Below are 23,804 nucleotides of genomic sequence, written 5' to 3'. Positions count from 1 at the left end.
CCATTATTGGTGAGTAGACCGGATATATGTCAGCACGACCGTTTTCATCATTCGACAAGGACTCCAGTGATATACACAAGAGGTTGGCTATCGTGGATACCAGCACGGGCAGGATTTGTCTTGACACATGCCGGGCATCCATATATGTCCCGTTATTGGTTTCATCGGTTTCCTTACAAATGTTATCGATGGGGTAATGGGTTTCGAAGTTCCTCCTCCATCCATCCGCGCTACGGAATCCGACCTGAAACCGCCCGCACAGCCAGCAGGATATCAGCTATGCGTGCTGCAGCACGGCCGCGCACGTGCAAGCCTAGCTCGAGCGAGTACTCAAACGACCACTTATGCATGTTTGAAGAGCCAATGTAGGCTGAGGCATCATCCGCAAGAACAACTTTGGCATGAAAAGTCTCGTTACCCGAGTAGCCAGGCCGATCAAGACGAAAGTTCAACACCATCACACCGAGTTGATGTAGTTCTGACCGTACGCCTGCAAGACCTGGTGGCGCCTGTCCATCGGGGGTCGCACGCAGGATGAGGCACCTATCCCGCACATCGGCCTGCTCGAACAGGTTGAGTACAATAGCCGCCCCGACCTCATCAAGGTATGGGGTCATGACGGTGAATGACATGCGCGCCGCCTCCGCAATTGAGGGCAGCAATTGCTTCGTGTCCCGCAGCCTCCAACTACCGGAGAGCATATTTTCGAGTTGTAGAGACACTTGACTTGGCGCTGGTGGCTTGGTCAGCACAACTTCGACGAGGTCGTCATCGCGGTGAACCCTGCTGCGGTAGAGATGCGCACCACGCAAGAGAGGGGCCAACTGCGCAGCGATGGACTTCTCCCGCACATGCCAGTTCAGTGCAGTAGCCTTGGAGAACACTCCAACTGATCGACCGGCGATAAGTGCCCGTTCGACATCGCCCGCTCGTGCCTGCGGCACTCCGATGCGCGTGCAAATAGTTCTGAGCTCAAGAGGCAAGTCAAGCGCGCCCATACCAGCTACTTCACACAGAGGCGCACTCACCTCACAAAGAGGTGCAAGGGCGTCGAAGGCGGTGGGCAAGTCAGCCATCATGATGTTCGTTGACCACCTCGAGGAAGCCGCGAATGCGCTGTCCTTTATGGGTCGCATCCTCACGTGGTGCCGACCCACCCTTGAGCACAGCACGCGATAATAGCTGGTTCTGCGCGATACATGCAGTCTCCGGAATCATGATGCAGTCCGGGCATGCACCACCGGCACTATCGCAAAGCCGTCCAGAGTTGCAGCGGTGTGTGGATGCTTCCAACAGCCGCGACAGGAAGCGGTTGTTCTCATTGCGCCACAGGGAAGACAGGTTACCGAGGTCCATCGTTGTGCCGTTTCGATACACGACAAACGCCAGGTCCAGTGGAAAAATGTACTCACCCATCGAGCCCAAGTCTAGGCCGGATAGCTCCGCAACGTTCTTCATGAGCACATGCGCGTAGGTGTGCAGCAGTGTGTAGACGTAGCGATAGGTAGACGCATCGCCCTCCTTGAGCAAGGAAAAGTACCGTCCAAACGGCTGCGCTACTTGCAACAGCTGCCCGCCGAATAGAACAGATTCGCTTGAATCCCACGCTGGCAGATCGAGTACACCAACCGTCTGTAGCCACGCGTACACGGCATCTGGGTTCAACCGCACATACAAAGCCTCGTTAGCTTGGGTGATGACATAGATGGGGCGCTTGCCGTTGCTCAGAGGTTCAAACAGGCGTAGTCGAACCGGCATATTCTGCCCACGCTTTTCCAAGGTGGGAATTGCCGACACGCGAGTGTAGCCGTGCGTAAAGCGGCACAGGTCGAACTCACGAATTAATCCCAGGTCGCCCAGCCCGAGTTTGTTCATCAGTTGCTGGGTTTCCGCCTCTTGTAAGGCCTTGGCCATAGCGTCCTTCGGTGCCAGGTCGTTGTCTAGGTGGTTAAAGCGCACGAACCGAGCACGGCCGCCATCTGGTGCAGCCGAAAGCTTGCCACGATTGAGAGCCTCATGTTCGACACTCAAGACAAACGGGTCAAATCGACTGGTGTAGTTGCTTCGAATTGTTAGCTGATCCATCACTGCAGGGGGCAGGTCGACCCTGGGCCGCACCAAGGGAGGTTCGCTCGTGGTCCAGCGTGTGACCAGTTTCTTGAGTTCGCCCTCCATGAGTTTGAGCCCTTCCGTGTCACCGCTGTGTTCCGCGAACCCGCGCATGCGGAGAATACTCTCGTAGGACTCCCATTCGTTTTCCTTGCCGGCCGCTAACAGCGCCTCCTTCATCTCTTCGAGCGTGAGATCTGCACCACTGAACCGAAACTTTGTTCCGATGAATGCAGCCAGTTCCTCATTCCTTTGCGGCTCCAAAAGGGTGATGAGCTGTTGCTCTGTTTCCGGAAAGAGCACGAACTGCTCGGCTTGCGCGTAGTACGCTGATGACGCCCGGTATGAGATGGGTTCCATGCGGCGTTCACCAATTCGCGAACCAGCGTGGTCCCGAAAGATATCCGTTGTAAAGCGGTCGTTCTGGCGCCACTCGTTGCTACCTTTGTGGCCGCAAGTCGGGTTGGCGCAGTAGAAGTGCCATTGACCTATTCGAGGTGAGTCGGTATTGAGTTTGAAATCTTTACCTCCGCATACCGTACATTCCTCACCGGGAAGCCACGCCTCGTTCGTGCGGCTGCTCCACTCCCATCGCCCAGGTGTAGCCGACATCCAATCGCCTGACCAGTGTACAAAAATGACATCGACCTGACGCCATTGGCATGGCCCCTTGGCGTCCGGTGATGTGCATTTTGACTTGCGCAGATTGCCGATGTTTCTCGCCAAGTCGGAGGCCGACTTGAATCGGCGGAACAGCCGGCACTTGTTACATACAAAAGTCAGAGGAGCTGGCGCGTAGCTCATCCGAAGCGGACTCAAAAATGCAAGACGGTCGCCTCCCAGCGGGACGACGGTAGCTCCCTTGAGCAAAGCCTCATCGAGGCATTGCCGCGGATCGACTTGACGGGTAGTGGTACCCGCCGCATAGGCGCGAGCAAACCAGCTCTGCCAGACCTCCTGCAGGCGAAGGATGACTTGCGCTTTGGTCTCCGGTCTGATGGGCGCATCGTCGACTGTTGCCGACAAGTCAGGGATCGATATACAAGCGCCAAGACCGCCCTCGAAGGTGAAGAATGCCCCGGGAGCGTATGCAGAACCCAATTGGCTGCGTGAGCGCGCCATCGTCGGCGCGCTCAGTGTCTTCTCGTTCTCGTCCAACGCGAGGAAGACTCCCTTTTTTGCCATGTCAGTCTCCCGTCTGCGCGTTGTCCATGCCGTCGTTGTCAGCAACCCCATGGCGAACCAAATCCATCACCAACTGCACTTCGCTGGGTGACTGCCTGTGCCCTTCCGCATCTCGCGAAGATGCTTGGATGATCCCTCCCTGATCGACGTCTCGTAGCGAGGTCATCGGCTTGAGCATAAGGTTCGTCTGGCCCTTGAAATATCCATCCATCGTGCCACTGCCCCAGACCGGGCTGCTCCAAGTATCCACTATGAGGCTCCGCGTTCGCTGGTCGATTCGCCGGCTGTAATGCTCCTTGCCTTCAGGCGCAAACTCACCGTGCAGACCTACCGCCAGTTCAACGAATCGGTCGATTTCATCTATGAACGCATCGCCTCTGGTGGAAAGTTCGCGCCGCACGTTCGGGATGAAGCTAAAGTCCGGGGTTTTGCCCTTCTCGTCTTTGGGCAGGCACAGCAGTTCACGACTAGGGACTACACCCAGCAAGTACGCCTGGAAAAGACTTGGGAACACTCGATCGATGGCGCGCTCAGCCCAACGATCAATGGCCGCAGGCTGAACCATGCGTTCCAAGAAGCGGTGAAAAATATCAAAAATGTGGACAATATGGCGGTCGCGACGGCGCTGCGGTGTAGGCAGCAGCACGATGAAACCAATATGCATGCGCCCGACACGCGACGAGGCCTGAATGTACTCCGCGATGTCCGATGGCATACCTGCGAAGAACATCGAATTGAACTCATCAACGTCCACGCCGTGCGAGATGGCCGACGTAGCGATGACGGAGCGCAACTGCTCACGGATGGGCGGCAAGGGCTGTCCCGCGTCCACGCGTAGTTGCGCTGTGTCCACGACCGCCTGAATCTCGCCCTGCTCCACCGAGCCGGTAATGAGACGGGTATCCAGCCCTTCCAACTCGATGCCTTCATTCAGGTGGCGCTTACGTGTTTCTTCGGTCTCGGCGGCCATGATTTGGTCACCACCCTTCTTGTTGGTAACGTAGGTCAACGCGATCCGGTGTAGGTCGATGAGAGTTGCCAGTGCGGAGACATCTGCCCCGAGCAGTGCTTGTCTGTGCAGCGCCTGCAGCGGCCCTAACGATACATGGTCGGCTAATTGTTGACGCACTGCCTCAAATTGCTGTGCATCGCCACTCATGAGTCCGTCAAACAGCCGCGTGATGGTGAAGTGAAACCCAGAAAGGACCGCCACACTGGTCGAGGTGTGGGGCTTGCCGTTGGTCATGAATGCCGTGTACACGCGCGCCTGGCAGCTGGCCACCTCCACGTCGGGGTTGGCTCGGCGATCCGTCTCTTCGGCTGCCGCCTCTGCAGGTTTTGCGTAGAAGGACTCGTACAGAGAAGGCCCCGGCTCTGGGAATTGAGTCGCAGGAATAGAGCGCTGGTACAGATGCTCAAGCTGCCGCTCTGGGTCGGAGACCGTCGCCGAAGCGGCGATAACCTTGGCGCGACGTCTCCGCCCCTGCGGGTCAACTGCGATGAGTTCGTGCAACGGCTTGGCCAGGTGAGCAAAGACGGCATCGAGCGTCGATTCGAACAGACCTGCAAAGGTACCCAGAGACTCATCGAGCAGGTGTGCTTCGTCTTGAATGATGAGGCTAGGGAAGGGGTCATGAAAGATTTGCAGCCCCGACTTGTAGGCGGGATACACGCCTTCCATGCCTTTTCCCGTTGGACCTACTGTAAGCTCCTTTTTGTCGGGGATGTAGAGCCGTCCATTCGCGGGATTAACCCATGGAGCGGCTCCGAACATGCCGTAGATACGCCGGATGGTCCGACCGGAGTGCCCTATAAGCGCTAGCTTGTCGACCGTGCCAAGCAACACGGACGGCGCTAGGTCATAGATGTCTTCGTCGACTATGTAGAAAGGCAGCGGGTTCCACTGATCCTGATTAGAATCGCACTTAATGTCGGTACAGACATGTCCAAGCGTCTGGTTGCCGTGCTCAACAAACAGGCGTAGCGCAGTCTCTTTTTGGCAGAACGGGCACTTGGGTAGCTTGCGCCAAGCGCGTAGCGCGGCAGAATACTTTGCGTCATCCTGGCGCAATGCCTTCTCATCTGCCGGCCGGGGAGGAGCAGTCGAGACTTGCGGAATACTCTTGACGCCCTTAGCGCTGTGGCGGTTCGGCGAGCCACCGCTGCCTACCCAAAAGCCGATAGACAAGCTGCCTCCTACATAACCATACCGTCGGCGCACACGCTCAGCGTGCGCGAGAACGCGTGCGCACCGCTGTGCTTGCTGAATCGTAAGCAGACGAAGTGGGTAGCGAATCAGCGCCGTTATCCCGCGGTGCTTACCGCGCAGGCGATCGAGCATCAAGTTGAAAACAAGTAGGCCGAAAAAAGCTTCGGACTTGCCGCCACCGGTGGCAAAGTACAGGAGAGTCACTGCGTCATCGCGGCGCTCGTCGTAGAAGTGGCTGAACTCAGGGATGCGGGAGGCTAGAGCAGGGACGTTGGCGATGATGAAAGCCAACTGGAATAGGCGCCACTCGCTATCGTCGTGCTTAAAGCGCGACTGCATGAAATCCGCCATCGCTTCGTTCATGGCGAGCCAAGCTTCGTAGACGACAGCCATTGGGTTAGACTGCGGGCCTCGTTCTTGCCAGGCCACCTTGGACTTTTGCAAGCACTCTAGCCCAGCCGCGACTGAGTTCATCTCCGTTGCCCACCTGGCGCGGTCAAGATGGAAGGCATCAGTTTCGCGCACGATGCCTTCACTGTCAGATGGATCAAGCCCCTCCGCCAGGTTCACATGTCCAGGCAGTGCATCCAGCCACGCCTGCATGGCGGGCACGAGTGACCCTAGGCTATCAAGGCCATCAAGCTGCGCAAACAGCCGCACTTTCCGTTGCACACTGTTGGCGCTGGTCGGTACGATGCGCGGCTGGGTGTAGCGCGGCGTCCACGTCGTCTCCAGCACTCGTAGCCCGGGCTGAGTCTGAATGCGAACAACCCCGCAGTTGTGACCCATCGCCGGATAGGCCAAGTACTTGTTGAATCGATATGAAGGCTCGATGCGCTCGAGCTTCAGCGGGTGGTGAAGCGCTGCAGGTAACTGCACACGCAATGAGACCAGGAAGACGGACTCTTCAGTTTCGTCCACATGTTTGTGTGGCATTTGGCTGATGTTTTCCAGTGCGATGAACATGTTCCGCTTCGAGCTATCCAGCCAGTCGGTATTCAGCTGTATTTCCCAGCCAAGATTAATGTCAGGAATTGCTAGCAGCAAGTTGGACTTGCGCACTCTGTCGAGGAAATCCGTCCAATTTAGGTATTGGCTGGCTGGAATTGTAAGCTGGCGGCGATACCCCCAAACCTTACCTCCTGTTTCAGGATCATCGCTACTAGCCCACTCATCTAATCTTTTGGCGATGGTCGCATTCATGCGTGCAGCATGGTTGTCTATGTCGCGTTGAAGTTGGTCACTGAGCTTGGCGGTATCCAGTTCGAGTGCCGGTAGTTCGACCTCCAGCCTCATCCACTTGTGGGGAACTACTAGGGGTTCGAAGTGCTCGTCCTTAACAGGGAGTGCTCCAGCAGCCGAGGCTGCAACTGCTTCTTTCACAGTCTCACCTGCTGTGTCCACTTCGGCCTCTACTTCCGTTTCTGCTTCCGTAGATTCTTGCGGCAGGTCAGATGTCAGTAAATGCCTCGGGATGCCCTTGGCAGCATACACCTCATCGACGACATTCTTGCGAATTTCCCCCCAACCAGGATGCTTCCACTTTGAGGTATACGAGCCCTTGACCTTTTCCCACTCTTCATCAAGGCGCTTGTTTCGCTCAGCCTTGAGTTCGTCGACCACCGCTTGGCGCAGCATGAAGACGGGCCTGCAGTTAGGACGCGTAAGGTCCTCTTCGCTGGGCAGCACACGCAGATAAAGGGAAAGTCGAGGCTGAATCGTGATCACCGATGGCGAGACGGAGTTAAGCTGCAACTGTAATCCGTGAGACGACACCCAGATGGGTGATGTCACCTCGTCATCGCCAGATGGGCTACGCTGCGGCAGCAAAAAACCGGAGTTAAGCAGCGTCCGCGGGCGCGCTCCGAATAAGTACTGCCCAGTACGGCCCTGACCGCTTATTTGCGCATATGTTAGGTTCAGTACGCTGTCGACGACGGCCTCCTTTAGCGTCGAAGGAATAGCTGCAGGGTCGACGCGAAGGACGAGTTGGCTCATGTTTTCGCCCCCCTGGAAGGGCCGACCCACTCGACCGTGACCACACTCTCAATGGCCTTATCGAACAGCTGCATCAGTGTCTGCCGCTTGATGTTGGAATGGGACATGGCCGACTCTGGCTGCAAAAGCATGTAAGCGTAGATATCCGAGACGTGGCGCCCATCAATCCGCCGCGAATTACGCACGGCCATGATCACGCGCTGCCACAGGTATGCGGCTTCCAGAGACGAGAATCCCAGAACCTGAGCAAAGGCTTTGAAGGTCGCCTCGCGCAGTGGTGCCTGTGGCCGCAACTTTTCAAAGGGTGTGTTTGGTGACTCACCCAGATCGATCCAGTGGCGCATCGCCTGTTCTTTGGGTAGGTTCGTCTCTATTCTGGGATCAACCGCAAGCATTTCCTCATGCAGCGCCCTGACCTTATCGGAAAGTGTTCCGTCGGGAAACCGTTCATCCAGGCGTTTTTGAACCTGCTCGTGATAGCTCCGCAGCGCCGCCTCAAACGTTTTATCAGACTGGATGTGCACGCCAGCGTCGCTCAAAGCCTGTTCGACCATTTCGCGTAGTTCGGCTGACATGACGAAGAGCTTGTCACCTACTTCCAGCGACTTAACCTGACAGGTTCTGAATCCCCGGTCGGATGAGTACTGCGATGCTGGATCGTAGACATAGATCTCGCAGCTGTCGCGCCGGTACTGTGTAACTCCATTGTCCAGGCGGATGCCCCATGAATCGGGGTCAATATCGTTGCCATCCGCCGAGATGTCTGAGGACAGCTCGATGCGAAATGTGGGTAAAACGTAATCACCAGTGGAAAGTACCGATGAATTGTCTGGGAGGTCCCTCAGCTGACGAAGAATGGACTCCATCCGCGGCTTGAAAGACCTGAACTCTGGAAAGTTCTCGACGATAGGCTTGATCGACGCTCGCAGGAACTGGCCCGCTCGTTGCGTGAGCAGGACAACCGTGTGGGCAGGCACGCGGTCATCCGTGAGAAGCAGGCGCAGAGAGTCTTCGTTAAGGCCAGCAAATACAAGGTTCGAGCCTTCAATCCCACTCAGGTACTCCTTGAGATGCGCAGCGGTGATGAGATGGACGCGGTCCCTGAAAGTATTAAAGTTTGTGTCCGCGGGGTATTGGTCGTACTCAGCCAGGAAGCGCTCGGCTAGTCGCCGGTACAATGCACTCGTAAACACAATTGCGACTTGGCATCTCTTGCATGTGGCTGCTTTTGCCACGAGTTCGGCCAGCTTGTGGGCAAATGGCGTCGCCTCATAGTAGTTCTCAAAGAGCCGAGAGCCCTCCTCAACGCACTCCATCAAGGCGGGACGGTTTTCGCCGACGCCTACACTGCGGTCAAGATCGTAAATGGCAGCGATGTGCGTGGGCCAGTCAAAGGCAGTACGCGTGCGTTCTGATACATCCTCCCCAGCCAGGTATTCGGACAGGTACCGCACTCCACATGGTAGGGCAGCGATGCGCGACAAGTAGGCTGCAGCATCCGTAAGGGGTTTGGCTGCTTCCTTACCATGGGCTGCGTTGACAATCCGCATCAGACTGCGGGCTACCTTGGCAACGTCAGCATCCACGATATAAACGTCGAACTCCCTGGGCAGCGGGTGCAACGTCTCGGGCACTCCCGCCGGCGATAGCCCATCAGATGTAGTCGTGCTCGGGAAGCCGCAGACCTTGAACTCGTGCGGTGTTTGCCAGCGTCGCCCTGGCTCGCGCTTATCGTTGCGCTTCCAGAGCTCGTTTTTCAGACTGTAGGCAACATGGGGCTCGTCTGTAACAATGACGATGCCCGGAGGCTTCGGGTGAAAAACTTCCTCAATCATCATGCAAAACCGCGCAATCGCCCCCCTCCAGCCGCGAGCCTCGAAACGCACCGCCCGGGTGGCTGAGACCAATACCACCTCGGGTGGCGTGAATTCGGCAAGCGCCCCCACCGCACGACGGAGTTCTTCTTCCGTCATTCGGCCGTCAAGAGCGAAAAGAGCATCTGGAGCCGTACTGGGATCGCCGATGATGGTGCAGCTCAGTTCCCTTAGTGCCTTGGCCTGAACCCGCCTTACAAGCTTAGCACGGATGAGTGCGAGCAGCTGATCCGTACATGGTTTCCATTCGGTGGAATTTGGTGTAGACAAGAAGTGGGGCAGCAACTCGCCAATGGTCGGATTGAAGGGCTCGCCTTCGACTGCTGTCAGGTTGTGCTCGCTAAGTGAGTACAGGAAAGCGTCCTTGTCGGGAAAGGAGCGCTTCACCCGGCTGTTTGGGATGACCTCTACCAACTCGTTCGCAATGCGCAACACTGCAGCTCGGTCGAAGTGAATGTGGTTCAGCGAATGGAACACATTGGTTTTAACAGGAAACAGTAGCCCTCGAACGCCATGCTTATCCCCTTCATGCCACCGTGCCAATGTGGCCAGCACATGCACAAGCGTCAGCGACTTCAGGGTAGCCGGCCACACAAGTGCGATATGACGTGTGCGGTGTTCTGCCGCGTGCAGGTACAAGTCTGCCAACCCGACGAGCGCGCTGGACGGAGCACTTGGTTTCGGCTCGTCATCGCGAAATATGGAAATCAATGAATCCTGGACACGCGGGACCACAGCTGGTGTGGGCGGCGTTTCCTTACTTTCGGACACAGGCTTGTGTGTTTTGTGTGCGCTAGCCGGTTTGGCTTGCACGTAACGTGGCTTACGGTTCACAATTCGTGCCGCAGCTTCTCGTCGCTTTTGCTCTGCCTCTTGCAAGTCCTTTAGCCGTTTTCTCGATGCCATAGTTTTTCCTGATTTACGGAATTTCTCCTCGGAGAAGTCGATTCGCAACAATACGATTGCTACTAGTCAGACAAGGCTTTTCTTGCTGCTTCGGCGATATCAAGACCCTGCGTTAGGTGCATCTTCAGTCGGTTAGGGTCTGGCAAGCGCAGTTGGTTGAGCTCGAAGATTGAAACATTGGTTGCGCCCGAGATGCAGCGGAAGTACCTTTCCACAGTAGGGGTTCCCAGTAACTGTGCGAGTTGCTTTGGAGACAGCGCCGGCTCTGATACGACCTGCTCAAGAATGACCGTGTGGTTCTCTCCAACGAATCCACCATAGGTGTCTAGTATGACTTTTGGAACTGCTGCCGCAACCAGTCGCTTCGGCTGTTCGTTCGACGTCACGCGCTGCAGTAATACACTGGGACGCCGGACTACTGACTGGTGTGACTTGGAGCCCAGGTTCACGAAGCAGTGCTCCTTATTGGGCTTAGGCAGGCCGTCAAATCGCAGGCTTCCATCTGCTGCGATGTCACTGGACCACAGCAGCGGAACAGCCGCTTCCCCCTTTGCTTGGGCAGCGCTCCTAGCCGACGGGTAGGTGGGGCGAGTGTCGCGATTCCACACGAAGCCACCAATTCGAACTGTGTAGCCGTAATCAGCAAGGCGGGCTTGCGCTGTCGCGGCACTACGCAACAATGCGACGTCGCTTTCCGCTCGCGGGATTGGCCAAGCTGCACCAGAGTTAGGCAACGAGCACTTTCCAACGTCGACGTAGTTGCCATCTCTCGAAACCACACTAACCTCAGCGACTGTTGAGAGGGCATGCCCATTGTCTTCACGGCGCGCAAGGGTCAGCGCGGTCTCTTGCTCGACATCGATAAAAACACCCTGGCGGTCGCTTACCATGCCTATGCTGATAACCTTGGTTTGTGTCATCAGAAAGGTGCGTAACTTCGAGAAATACTGCCCCGACAAGAAACTCGTGGGCGTCACCAGGGCACAGGTGCCGCCGGGCACTAGCAATTTCACACATAGCATGATGAAAAGGGTATAGAGATTCGGCTGTCCTGCGATAATGTCGGAAAACTCGTTGAAATATGATTCCACCTCGACTGACGACATCTTGCGGAACGGAGGGTTGCAGACTACGACGTCTAGAGTGCCTGCGAGGATCGGTACCATAAGTAGTGAATCACCCAGGGTCACCTGGAACTGCGGCACTACGCCAACTGCCACAACTTCATCGTGCAACGCCATAAGCAGGAAGTGCCTTGACAGATTGCACAGCGTCTCGTCCTTGTCGATGCCCAGCAGATGTGCCTGGACGTGCTCGAGCACCTGCGCATGCGTAGCACCTTTACCGCGCAGCGCATCGCGCATTCGCATTGCAATGGGCGCAAGGAATGCTGCTCCTCCGCACGCGGGGTCACAAAAGTTGCGATCGGAAAAGTCAATCCCGGTTACGGCCAAATCATCCAGTAGCCGCTTGGTCAGCGACGGCGGCGTGAAGAACATCGCTAGTTTCTTACGACACTCGTCCCCGGCTAGTTGTGCATATGCGGAAGCAAACCAGTACGTCGACTCCAAGAGCTCGCCGGACTTGATGAAGTCGACGAAGTCCACCACAGCGGGGGCATTACGCAGGGTATCAGGCGCCGGCAATCTTGATCGGGGCAATCCAGGAAACGACGCCGAGCACCAACTGGCTAACGCAGCGCCAATGACGGCTTGAGGAGTGACTTGGTGTTCGTGCAGCGTCTTTCTCAGGCCGCGGACGCATCGCTGGAAGCATGTCTTCTTAAGAGCGGCCATAAGGGGTACATTGATTTAACGTAATCTGCAGTGCTTTGTCTATAGCCTTGGCGTTGTGCCTTGTTCGGTATCCAGAGGCGCCTTTTTGCAAACACCATCTCTTTATCCACCGGGGGCGGCAAATGAAAAAAGTGGAACGCTGCCGTTCCGGCGTTTCGCACGTCATATAGTAGTAGGTGATATAATTCGTGAATTCGCTGGATTTACCGAACTCTTCGCGCACGATTCCCACGAGATTGTCAACGTGAATGGTAGCGCCAGCATCCTGTACCTGCCAGCATGCGGCCGTCAACAAGCCGTCGATGCCTTTACTAACTTCTTTTTCTTTTTCTTCCATGCCCCCTCCCAACATTCCTAGCTGTAGGATACTATCACAACGAGAATTTTGTATAAATACATGTTGGTTGACACAATGCTCTCCCATAACCTTTCATGAGAATTGCAGCCTTGTCCGAAGCGTTGAAGCCTTGGGTTCCAGTGGATTCCCTTGCAGCAAGGCCAGGAGGTCACGCCACTCGAACAAAGTGGGCTGTAACAACCAAAGCATTGGCTGAACGCTACGGCCGATCTGGCTGACAAACTTGAGACAAGCAAGCAGCAGATAGATGCACAGGGCAACCCAGATTTGGGTCATGACGGCATTTTTTGAGACCCGAGGAAACTTAAGGTCTTGAGGAAACTTAAGGTCTTCAAGTTCTGTTTGATCCGCTTGAAGAACAGTTCGGCCCAGACCAAAGCTCATTAGTGTCATCCTGCATCACGATACCTAACTCCCGCAATCCTTTTAAATCACGCTGCCTGGTTTTATCTGTCAGTTTGACGTAAAGCGCTTGATACCAGGGTGCTTTTCTCAGGTCCGACAGTGACACCGGCTTACCTGCCGCCATGATTTGGCTGGCGATAGCATATTGTCTGGCGTTGATCGCTTTTTCGTCATGCAGGCGCTTTACTTCGTTTTCAAACAGGATCTGGGCGATCAGGGCATTGACCCGATCATGCAGGGCATTGATGCTGACCAGCATCCCTTCCAGGAAAAAGGCGACAAAATCGGTATTGGGAGCTTCAGTGTTTTTCTCCGCCTGTTTGCGGGTTGCATTGAACAGGGTGAAGTAGGCGTGGATATGTTCCAGGTAGTAGCGGGCTTGGGCAAAGGGGGCATATTTGTAGCCCTCCGCCTGGAGCAAGGTCGCTTCCAGCACCCGGCCTACGCGGCCATTTCCGTCCCAGAAGGGGTGAATCAGTTCGTAATAGAGATGCACCAGCGGTGCGCGGATCAGTACGGGGACCCCGTGCTCCACCAATTGCTGATGCCACTCAACCAGACCATTGAGCAGCCGCTCCACATCTTTTCCATACTGTGGTGGCCTGTATATCCCTCCATGCTCCTGGCTGCCCACACGGGTGGTTATCCGCTTGGGATTATCCCTAAGCAGTCCCGGCCGGTTGTGTTCGTGGGGAAGCTGATCGGTAACGGCGGTATGGATCTGTCTGATGAACGCTATATCGAGCTGCCAGCCTGGTTGCACGGCCGCTCGTTGAGCCAGTTCATAAGCATTTTTAAGATTAATGGCGCGGCGTTGTTCTATATCCCTCACCTGGGCCGGCGTGAGATCCAGAGCCTGTTCCGTCTCCTCGACGGAAAGGGTGCCACCTTCAATGGAATTGGTGCCGTAGATACTGCTAACCACCACCTCTTTCGCCAGGCGGCTCGCCACCCGGGATAGAGGCGCGGCTTTGAAGCGCTTGTGGGCATCGTCGACGCGCAGCAGCAGACTGTCCAGACGAGGCCTGTCCACGCCGAGCTGAAAGGTGAAGGGACCAAACCGGTCGGTTTCGATCCTTAGCTGGAATTGGTTATCCCCCGCCACGCAAAAAGTCCTTAAAAATGTCCGCCCGTAAAATTACTTTTATTAGTTTAATATCAACTAGTTAAGTATCTTTACTATTTAACCATGTCTTGATTTTTGTCCACTTAGCATACCCATGGCGTAGCGTTAATACCAGTAGATGTGGTGGATGCGCCTACCGGCTTATCCACCCTACGAAAATGCCTGCCGTTGTTTCAAGAAATGTGCCTGTGAAGGCACGTAGGATGGGCACGTTTTTTTGTGCTCACGCTGTTATAGCGTGGTATGCATTCCCACGCGGAACGTGGGAACGAGTCAGGTCCGTAAACGGTGCCCCCATGTACCGCTCTTCGCGGTAGGAGTTGGTGCGGTTCGTGCCTCACCGGCACCCTACCCCGGGCAGTTTTAGCGTGGTATGCATTCCCACGCGGAGCGTGGGAACGAGTCAAGCATTGCACCCTGTAGGAGGCCCGCCCCCGGGCCGATTTCGCGGCGGGGCACCGCTCCTACAATTGCCCGGATGGTTGCGGATCAATGCACCGTGCAAACCATGCAGGGATCAAACGACCGCACGATGTGCTGCACCGCCACCGGTTCCTTTTCGCCCTCACGGACCGGGGCGCCGATCAGCGCCTGTTCCAGCGGGCCGGAGACACCGTGGCGGTCGCGGGGTGAGAAGTTCCAGGTGGTGGGGGCGACGATCTGGTAGTTGAGGATGCGGCCGTTTTTGATTCGCACCCAGTGGCCGAGGCTGCCGCGCGCCGCCTCGGTGAGGCCGAAGCCTTGGGACTCCTTTTTCACGCCACTGTCATTGCAGAAGGGTTCTTTTGGTTGCAGCATGCGCACCCACTGCTCCATCTCGATCAGCACCCGGGGCAGTTCCAGCAGGCGGGCGATCACCCGGTTGCGCACGTTGCTGCCGCTGCGGGTCACCAGGTCGTTGACCAGCGACTGGCCGTCGATCAGCTGACGGGCCAGCGCGCCCACCTCCACCACCTCGCCGTCCAGGCGCGGCGCCTTGCACCAGGTGTAGCCGGCCTTGGCGTCGGCGTCCGGCAGGGTGACGCCGTGGTAGGGGTGCTGCGGCTCGGCCTGCCCCTCCATCCAGCTGTGGCTGATATCCTCGGTGATGCGATCCGCATTCAGCGTCTTGCGCTTGCCCTGGTACCAGACACCGGAGCGGAAGGTACGCTCGCCCTCCAGAGAGTAGACGCCGTAACTCATGAAGCGGCCGCCGGTCTTGCCCAGCTGGTCCAGTTGCAGGTCCCGGGACAGCTGCAGCAGGCGGCGGAAGTCGCTCTCTGCCGGATCGCCGGCCGCCAGCCAGTCGTCCAGTTGTTGTTGATTGGCGATCTCCAGGATCTGCTCCAGCGGCGCGCCGAACAGGCGCTGTTCCAGAAAGCGCCGGAAGCCGCCGAGGATGGTGAGCAGCCGCACCTTCTCCTTGGCCTCGATGCCGCGCGTGCTGCCGCCGGGCTGGATGCCCAGGGTATGCGGCCACTTGCCGGCCATGATGCCCATCAGGTGCATGAACTCGGCGCGCGCCTGCATCACGTCCCCGGCGGCCCGGCCCTTTACCGCCTTGAAACGGCTCTGCACCGGCTCGAACCAGGGCTCGTCGCGATAGATCTCGCGGGCGAAGTCGGGCATGAAGAAGAGGTAGAAGTGGGTGAAGTGATCGGCCAGGTTCTCGCAGGCGTGGATCAGGTTCAGTGCCAGCTCGCCGTTGCGCGGACGTTCCACCCCGGCCGCCCGGGCCAGCGCCTCGGCCGAGGCGATGGACTGGGAGACCGAGCAGATGCCGCAGATGCGCGGGGTGTAGATCAGCGCATCGCGCGGGTCCTTGCCATGCAGGATCTGCTCGAAGCCGCGGTACATGGGGGAGACCACCCAGGCCTCCTTCACTTCGCCCTGGGCGATCTCGATCTGTACCTCCAGGTCGCCTTCGACCCGGTTGAAGGGTCCGACTATGGTTCTACTCATCTACTCACTTCTTCCTGGTATGGGGTGGAACGATGATATGGTCGGCGACCGCGTTCTGGCGCAGCCGTTTCGGGGTGGCGGCCTTGGAGAGCGAGGCCAGCGCCACGAACCACGCCTTGGGCATGTCCGACGGCAGGCCGATGGGGATGCCGGCGATCTTCGGCGTCTCCTGGAAGCGGTGCCCCGGCTCCTGGAAGCCGGGCGCGGTGCAGTTGATGCAGGCGTAGCCGCCACGCAGGCAGGAGCCCTCGCCGTTCCACAGCCGGGTGTTGCAGTCGGCGTGGGCCTGGGTGCCGAGACAGCCCATGTGCTCCATCATGCAACCGAGCTGGGACGGCCCCTCGGCACTCGCCTTGAACTCGTAGAACTCGTTGCGCGGACAGCCGTGATGCACCAGGTGGTCGGCATAGCCCCGGGGGCGCTGCCACTCGTCCATGTCGTCCTCGGTGAAATCACCCAGGGCCAGCTGCATCAGGGTCTCGGTGATCCAGTTGGGATGGGTGGGACAACCGGCCACGTTGATCACCGGCAGGCCGCTGGTGGCGCGGTACTCCTCGCCCAGCGCGCCACCGCGCTCGGTCTCGGCGAACTGCAGGCCGCAGGCGTCGGTGGGATTGCCGCCGCCGGCGGTGATGCCGCCGTAGCTGGCGCCGGTGCCGATACCCAGGGTGTAGCGGGCCACGCCCGCCAGATCCCGCACCCAGTCGAGCATGGGGCGCCCGGTGCCGGCCATGATGTGGAAGCGCCCGCTGTCCCGGGGGCCGCGCAGGATGGCGCCCTCGATACAGAGGGCGTCGAGCCGCACCGTGCCGGCCACCGCCGCCTCCAGCAGCGCGACCATCTCGGAGCCGGTCTCCTCGCTCAGCATCGGGTGCCACAGCAGGTTGATGCCGGCGTCTTCCAGGGTGTGCAGCAGGCTGGGCGATTCGGCATTCAGCAGCGACAGGCTGCAGCCGCCGCAACCGCCAGACTGCAGCCAGAGCACGTTGAAACCGGTCTGTTTGTTCATCGGCTGCTCCTTCGTGTGAAAGTGCTCATTGTCAAAACACCTGTGCTGGCTGTTGATTCCGGTGGATGCGCCTGTCGGCTTATCCACCCTACGCTGTCGTTATTTAAAGTGAATTGCAGGATTTACGTCATTCCGGCGCAGGCCGGAATCCAGGAACACCCCATTAAGCAGTCTGGAGCCATCCTTTGGTCCGTAAACGGTGCATCCCTGCACCACTCCTCCGGCCTGCGCCGGGATGACGGTGGTAATTGACGTAAGTAAATGCCATTCGGGTCGGAGTCAAAATTTATCGAGGGCGTAGGATGGGTGGAGGAGGAACGACGTAACCCATCAATCGGTCCAGCGGAACCCTCCCGGCACTTCAACCATCGCTCGACCTCATCCGAAGATGGGTTACGGCGCACCCTGACCGCTAGGAACCTCAAAAAACGGAGGTTATGCGCCTCCACCCATCCTACACTCCGTCCCCTGTCCACCACTCAGGCCGCCCGCAGGGTCAGGGTGAACATGGCGCCGCCGTCCGGGTGGTTGGAGGCCAGCAGCGAACCGCCCTGGTCGTTGGCCAGGCCGTAGCTGATATAGAGTCCCAGGCCGGTCCCCTTGCCCACGTCCTTGGTGGTGAAGAAGGGATCGAACACCCGCATCAAGTCCTGCTTGGGGATACCTGGCCCGAAGTCCCGCACCTCGATCCGCACCTGGTCCCAGTCGCGCCAGCCGCGGATCACCAGGCGCGGCTCGTCCTGGTCGTCCATCACGTCGATGGCGTTCTGCACCAGGTTGACCAGGATCTGGTGCACCAGTCCCTTGATGCCCACCGCCTCCAGGCCTTCCGGAAGCTCCAGGGTCACGTCGGGCTTGCGCCGCGCCGCCTTCACCACCCAGTCCACCGCGGTGGTCACCACCGGGGCCAGCATGAAGGGCTGGATATCCTCCTGCTGATTGCCGGAGAAACGGCGCAGGTCCAGCACGATATCGCTGACCCGCTCGGCCCCCTCCAGGGTACCGTCGATCAGCGAGCCGATATCCGCCAGGATGTGGTCGATCTTGAGCTGTTTGCGCAGCGCCTCGCGCGTCTCGTCATCGGTTCCCTGGTGGATCGCCTCCAGATAGCGGGTGATGCGCTCGCCGTAGCGTTTCAGGGCGTGCATGTTGCCGAACACGAAACTGATCGGGTTGTTCAGTTCATGGGCCACGCCCGCCACCAGGCGCCCCAGGGAGGCCATCTTCTCCGAGTGGACCAGCTGCTCCTGGGCCTGTTTCAGCTCCTTGTGCGTGGCGTTCAGCTCCTCGTAGGCGCGCCGCAGCTCACCCACCGGTCGGCCGATCAGCACCATGCCCACCAGGCGCCCATTCGGGTCGTAGCGGGAGCTGCAGTTCATCGCCAGGGGGGTCGGCGTGCCGTCCGCCCGGATCAGGTTGACCTCGCAGTCGTACACGGTCTCGGAGCGGATCTTGTCGGCAAATCCGTCCACCAGGGACTGCGAGGACTCGCCGAACAGCTCCTTGAACGAGCGGTTCAGCAGCTCCTCCTCGCGGCGCCCGGTGATCCGTTCCAGGGCGGTGTTGGCCTGCTGGATGCGGCCGCGGATATCGCACACGATGAGCACGTCGGTCATCGCCGCCTGCACGCTCTCGATGAAGCGCTGTGCCTCTTCCAGGGCGCTGTTCTTCTCTTCCAGCTCCACCTGGTAACGCACCAGGTCGGCGTACACCTGATCCATCTTCTGGATCACCTCGATCCACGCCTCTTCGCTGCTACTGGCCAGCGGCATCTGCTCGTCCGATCCCAGCCGGGACATCAGGCTGCCGGCGCCCTTGACGCCTTGATCAGTCACCATGGTACTCACTCCCTGCAATCATGCTGCGCTTGCTTCCCTGCTGATTTGAGTTTCGTAGGGTGGGCACGCCTTGTGTGCCCACGTTGGCATCCATTGCACCCGCGTGGGCACAAAAAGCGTGCCCACCCTACCCTGGCCACGATAAAACCCGGGCGCCGCGTAACCCACCAACTCCGCCACCGCCAAACGGTGGGTTACGGCGCGCGCAAGGTTCCATGCAAACGGCCACCCGCTGCGCAGAGCGCGCCTAACCCACCCTACAAAACTACGCAGCTCCGTAGGGTGGATAAGCGACAGCGCATCCACCGTGGCATTGGTGGATGCGCCTACCGGCTTATCCACCCTACATCCAGCTGGATTCCTGCCGCGTACCACGGCTGTTCCACGGACTGAATCAGAGACCGGCTTCACTCTCGACGTCCTCATTGCACAGCACATCCTCGCCGTTGGTCTGTTCCAGGCCGTAGCGCTCCAGCTTGCTGCGCAGGCCGACCCGCGACAGCCCCAGATCGCGTGCCGCCTGGCTCTTGTTCCAGCGGTGGCGGATCAGCGACTCGCGCAGGATGCGCGCCTCGATCGACTCGATCCGCTCCTTCAGCGAACCGTCCAGGGTGGCCAGCAGATCGAGCTGCGCCTCGTCCTCGTGGGGCGCGGCACGCAGCACCCGGGGTGACAGCAGGTCGGCACCGAGCACCGGCTCGTTGCTCATCACCAGCATGTGCTGGATCTCGTTCTGCAGCTCGCGCACATTGCCCGGCCAGTGATAGGCCTGCATGCAGGCGAGGGTCTCGTGGGTGAAGCCCTCCACCTGCTTGTTGAGCGCGCGCATGGCCGACTGCAGCAGGGCGTGGGCGATGGGCGGGATGTCCATCTTTCGATCGCGCAGCGGCGGCAGGTGGATGGCGATGGTGGAGAGGCGGTAATAGAGGTCCTGGCGGAACCGCCGCGCCCGGACCTCGGTCTCCAGGTCCTTGTTGGTGGCGGCGATGATGCGCACATCCACCTTGCGCCGGCGTGCGCAGCCCAGGGGACGGATCTCCCCCTCCTGGATCACCCGCAGCAGTTTCACCTGAAACGCCGGCGACACCTCGCCGATCTCGTCGAGGAAGATGGTGCCGCCATCGGCGCGTTCGAACAGGCCGGCCCGGTCCTCCACCGCGCCGGTGAAGGCGCCGCGCTTGTAGCCGAACAGCTCGCTCTCCAGCAGCTCGTCCGGCAGCGCGGCGCAGTTCTCCACCACGAACGGCTTGTCGCCGCGCAGGCTGTTGTAATGCAGGGCGCGGGCGCACAGCTCCTTGCCGGTGCCCGACTCGCCGGAGAGCAACACCGTCACGTCGAAGGGCGAGACCCGGTTGACCTTGGCGCACACCTTGTCCATCGGACTGCCGTCGGAGCGCACTATGCCGTCATCGCTGTGATGTTGCTGCTTGAGCTGGCGGCGTTTGTCACTGACCTTCTTCTCCAGCACATCGGGATTGCGTTTCAACTCGATATTGAGCAGCTCGTTCTCGCGCTGCAGATCGAACAGGTGGGCGGCGTTCTTCAGGGTCAGCAGCAGGCTGTCGGGATGCCACGGCTTGGTGATGTACTGGTAGATGCCCGCCTCGTTGACGCCCTGGATGATGTCCTCGGCGTCGGTATAGCCGGAGAGGATCATGCGCACCACATCCGGCCACTGCCGCCGCACCTTGGTGAGAAACTCCACCCCGGTGGTCTCCGGCATGCGCTGGTCACAGAGCACGATATGCACCCACTCCCGCTCCAGGATCTGCTCCGCGTCGCGCGAGTTGGTGGCGGTCTTCACATCGAAGTCGTCCTCCAGGATACGCACCAGCGCCTCCAGGCCGCGTACCTCGTCATCCACAATCAGCAGGGTGGGTTGTTCGTTCATGATGCCTGACTCCAGTCATCCTCCGCGCGTCGGGTGATGTCGCGGTGTTGGGCAATGGTGATCGGGGTTCTCGATTTGGCTACCTTGTAGACGAAGTTGTAACGCGCCACATGGTAACTGGGATCGAAGCCGTAGAAATTCAGGTTCATCCGCTCCAGCTCCTCGCGGCGATACTCGTCCAGCGGTTTTTCGCGCTCGTCGGCCTCGCGGGTCGCCACCTTGTCCGCCAGCAGGCGATCGAAATCGGCATCCTCGGCCAGGGCCGTGGCCCGCTGTTGCAGTTGGTCGAGGAACTGCCGGTTATCACCGCCGAAATAGTCGTCCAGCAGCCCCAGCTCGCACCCCTCCCCGGTGCCCATGGGCAGGCGCGCCTGGGTGATAAGCCGCGCCCGCTCCGCGCCCACCCGCTTCGGCAGCAGGTAGGTCCAGTACTCGGAGCCGTACAGGTTGCCCATGTCCTTGTAGTGCGGGTTGAGTACCACGCCGCCGCGCGCCCAGACATAATCGGCGGCGCGCGCCAGGAACACCCCGCCGGCCCCGGCGTTGCCCTGCAGGGCGGAGACGGTCAGGTGGCTCCCGGTGGTGATGATCTCGCGCGCCAGGTCGTTGATGGCGTTGATGTTGGCCCAGGACTCGTCGGCCGGGCTCTCCGCCGCCTCGATGGTATTGAGGTGGATGCCGTTGGACCAGAAGTCCGGCCCGCCCATCAGCACGATCACCCGGGTGTCGCGCTGGCGCGCCGCGCAGTAGGCTTCGCGCAGCCGCTGGCACTGGTCGGTACTCATGGCGCCGTTGTAGAACGGGAAGTGCAGGTAACCGACCCGGCCCCGCTCCTCGTAACGGATGTCGCTGTAGCCCGCATTGATCTCCGGCAGATCGGCCAGCAGATGGTGCAGCACCTGGGTGGCCGGCAGCTTGAACGGGTGCGCGCCGTTTTTGTCGCGCAGGTGGCCGATCCACACCGCGCCGTCCACGGTGGCCCGGCAGATCGCCTGGCCGCTGTGACCGAGCAGCGCGCCCGGCTCGCCGGAAAGCCCCTCGGTGGGGTGGGCGTCGTAGAGCATCACCTCCTGGCCGAAGATCCAGTCGCACACGCCGGGAAAGCCGTCGGCACTGCGGATCTTGCGCAGCACGGTGGCGCTGTCGTCGCGTTGCCAGTCGATGCGCCGGTCGGCCTGCTGCATCAGCGGCCGCAGGCGGCCTTTGACATCGGTCCGGTCATAGTCCAGCGGCTCCGGGACGAAACCGGGCTGTTCCATATTGTCCACTGCCTGCAGCACCCCGCGCAGCGCCGCCTCGGTCACCTCGTTGCGATACAGGCTCGCCTTGCTGGCGTCGCGCATCGGGAAGTTGATACTGGCCCAGATATCGCCGGCGTCCATCTCGGCATTGGCCTGCAGCACGGTGACGCCCCACTCCGGCTCGCCGTTGAGGATCGCCCAGTCCAATGCCGAGGGTCCGCGGTCGCCCTTGATGCCGGGGTGCACGATCAGGCAGGTGTGGTGGCGCCAGATCGACTCGGGGATGGCGCGCTTGAGAAACGGTGCCACGATCAGCTCGGGCTGGAACTTATCCACCGCCTGCGCGGTCACCGCGTCGTTGATATCGAACTCCACCGAGACCCTGTGGCCGCGTTGCTTCAGTTCGATATGCAGCCGCTGGCTGAGGCTGTTGAAGGCGTGGGTCAGTAACAGGATCTTCATTGGTAACTATTCCCCCCGTCATGCCCGTGCAGGCGGGCATCCAGTGCAGTTTTGCGGAGCTCCACCCACAAAACTACAACCCGTAGGATGCGGTGAGTAAAACGAACCGCATCGGCCCGGCGACGAGCAAATGATGCGGTTCGCAAGCTCACCAGCATCCTACCCCAAAAACAGGTCATGAGGCTCCCCGTGGGTGCTGTCGGCAGGCATGCGGGATGACGGGGGGGTGAGTAGTTACTTTCATCGTTTCATCACTCAGCAAATTCTCGGCAGCTGTTCGCCGGCCAGCCAGTCGACGATGCGGCTACCGCCGAAACTGGTCTCCATCTGGATAAAGTTGTGCTCGTCCTCGATCACCTCGCCGATGATGGCGGCCTCCGCCCCCTTGGGGTGGGCGCGCATCACCGCCAGCAGCCGGTCCGCATCCCCGGCCGCGCAGATGGCGATCAGCTTGCCCTCGTTGGCAACGTAGAGCGGATCGAGCCCCAGCAGCTCGCAGGCGGCGTGCACCTCCGGCTTGACCGGGATATCCTCCTCCCGCAACTGCATGCCGACGCCGGACTGCTGGGCCAGCTCGTTCAGGGTCGAGGCAAGACCGCCGCGAGTCGGATCGCGCAGGCAGTGGATATCCGGCACCGCCGCCACCATGGCGGCCACCAGGTCGTGCAGCGCCTGGGAGTCGGATTCGATGGTGGTCTCGAAGGTCAGGTTCTCGCGCTTCGACATGATGGCGACGCCGTGATCGCCCATGCTGCCGGAGACCAGGATCCGGTCGCCCGGCCGCGCCCGGTCGCCGGAGATGTTGATCCCCTCGGGCACCATGCCGATGCCGGTGGTGGTGATGAAGACGCCGTCGCCCTTGCCCTTCTCCACCACCTTGGTGTCGCCGGTCACCACCGGCACGCCGGCCAGGTTGGCCGCCGCCGCCATGCTCTCGACGATGCGTTTCAGATCCGCCAGCGGGAAGCCCTCCTCCAGGATGAAACCGGCCGAGAGGTAGAGCGGTGTGGCACCGGACATGGCCACGTCGTTGACCGTGCCGTGCACCGACAGCGAGCCGATGTCGCCGCCGGGAAAAAACAGCGGCGAGATCACGTGACCGTCCACGCTCATCACCATGCGCCCGCGGGGTACGTCGAAGGCCGCCTGGTCATTGCCCTGGCGCAGCAGCTCGTTGTCCAGGCGGCCGACGAACAGCTCGTCGATCAGCTGCGCCATGGCGCGTCCGCCGGCCCCGTGGGTCATGTCGACGGTGCCGTTTTTCAGGTCCAGTCGGCTGGTGTATCTTTTTTTGTTCATGCGTTTCGATTCATCTGCCAAAAAAATTCATCGGTCCGTAGGGGCAACCCCCTGTGGTTGCCCTAATCTCCGGGTTGCATCCAACCCGGGCAGGCACGGGGGCCTGCCCCTACGAACGGATCGCCCGCCCGGTGTTCAACGTTCCCGTAGGGGCAAC

General features: G+C 59.6%; 13 protein-coding genes and 1 pseudogene. All 14 read right to left on the bottom strand.

Annotated features, from left to right (window positions below; all coding sequences use genetic code 11):
• Positions 1-230: 230 nt before the first annotated feature.
• The gene (locus O9K64_RS21810) at positions 231-1,079 is read right to left on the bottom strand and encodes a phospholipase D-like domain-containing protein (RefSeq protein WP_275100236.1); all 849 of its coding nucleotides are present in this window, start codon (positions 1,077-1,079) and stop codon (positions 231-233) included.
• Positions 1,069-3,294, bottom strand: a complete 2,226-nt coding sequence (locus O9K64_RS21805; protein WP_275100235.1) for a hypothetical protein — start codon at positions 3,292-3,294, stop codon at positions 1,069-1,071. The genes O9K64_RS21810 and O9K64_RS21805 overlap by 11 nt, the downstream gene beginning before the upstream one ends.
• A gap of 1 nt (position 3,295) precedes the next feature.
• Complete coding sequence (locus tag O9K64_RS21800) at positions 3,296-7,501, bottom strand: DEAD/DEAH box helicase family protein (protein WP_275100234.1); 4,206 nt, start codon at positions 7,499-7,501, stop codon at positions 3,296-3,298.
• Positions 7,498-10,281 (bottom strand): hypothetical protein, encoded by a 2,784-nt coding sequence (locus O9K64_RS21795; protein WP_275100233.1) that lies wholly within the window; start codon positions 10,279-10,281, stop codon positions 7,498-7,500. The genes O9K64_RS21800 and O9K64_RS21795 overlap by 4 nt, the downstream gene beginning before the upstream one ends.
• 62 nt (positions 10,282-10,343) lie before the next feature.
• Positions 10,344-12,077: an HsdM family class I SAM-dependent methyltransferase gene (locus O9K64_RS21790; protein ID WP_275100232.1), complete on the bottom strand. Its 1,734-nt coding sequence runs from the start codon at positions 12,075-12,077 to the stop codon at positions 10,344-10,346.
• Positions 12,064-12,414 carry a hypothetical protein gene (locus O9K64_RS21785; protein WP_275100231.1) on the bottom strand — a complete coding sequence of 117 codons (351 nt, stop codon included), beginning with the start codon at positions 12,412-12,414 and terminating at the stop codon, positions 12,064-12,066. The genes O9K64_RS21790 and O9K64_RS21785 overlap by 14 nt, the downstream gene beginning before the upstream one ends.
• Before the next feature lie 93 nt (positions 12,415-12,507).
• A pseudogene (locus tag O9K64_RS21780) lies at positions 12,508-12,800 on the bottom strand (IS4 family transposase); the annotation flags it as partial.
• Positions 12,767-13,603, bottom strand: coding sequence for a Fic family protein (locus tag O9K64_RS21775; protein ID WP_335342341.1), 837 nt, complete (start codon positions 13,601-13,603; stop codon positions 12,767-12,769). The gene O9K64_RS21775 and the pseudogene O9K64_RS21780, both read right to left, overlap by 34 nt.
• 852 nt (positions 13,604-14,455) lie before the next feature.
• The gene (locus tag O9K64_RS21770; RefSeq protein ID WP_275100229.1) at positions 14,456-15,907 is read right to left on the bottom strand and encodes a nickel-dependent hydrogenase large subunit; all 1,452 of its coding nucleotides are present in this window, start codon (positions 15,905-15,907) and stop codon (positions 14,456-14,458) included.
• 4 nt (positions 15,908-15,911) lie between these two features.
• Entirely contained in the window at positions 15,912-16,916 is a 1,005-nt protein-coding gene (locus O9K64_RS21765; protein ID WP_275100228.1) for a HupU protein, read from the bottom strand.
• Positions 16,917-17,395: 479 nt separating this feature from the next.
• A complete protein-coding gene (locus tag O9K64_RS21760; protein WP_275100227.1) occupies positions 17,396-18,754 on the bottom strand; it encodes an ATP-binding protein in 1,359 nt (452 codons plus the stop codon).
• Positions 18,755-19,148: 394 nt separating this feature from the next.
• Positions 19,149-20,645: a sigma-54-dependent transcriptional regulator gene (locus O9K64_RS21755; RefSeq protein ID WP_275100226.1), complete on the bottom strand. Its 1,497-nt coding sequence runs from the start codon at positions 20,643-20,645 to the stop codon at positions 19,149-19,151.
• Positions 20,642-22,348 carry a hydrogenase maturation protein gene (locus O9K64_RS21750; protein WP_275100225.1) on the bottom strand — a complete coding sequence of 569 codons (1,707 nt, stop codon included), beginning with the start codon at positions 22,346-22,348 and terminating at the stop codon, positions 20,642-20,644. Before O9K64_RS21750 ends, O9K64_RS21755 begins: the two co-directional genes overlap by 4 nt.
• A gap of 255 nt (positions 22,349-22,603) precedes the next feature.
• Complete coding sequence (gene hypE / locus O9K64_RS21745) at positions 22,604-23,647, bottom strand: hydrogenase expression/formation protein HypE (RefSeq protein ID WP_275100224.1); 1,044 nt, start codon at positions 23,645-23,647, stop codon at positions 22,604-22,606.
• Positions 23,648-23,804 lie beyond the last annotated feature (157 nt).

Origin of the sequence: Sedimenticola hydrogenitrophicus, from assembly GCF_029017505.1 — a bacterium.
Classification (GTDB): Bacteria; Pseudomonadota; Gammaproteobacteria; order Chromatiales; family Chromatiaceae; genus Sedimenticola; species Sedimenticola hydrogenitrophicus_A.
This window is presented reverse-complemented; position numbering and strand designations above follow the sequence as displayed.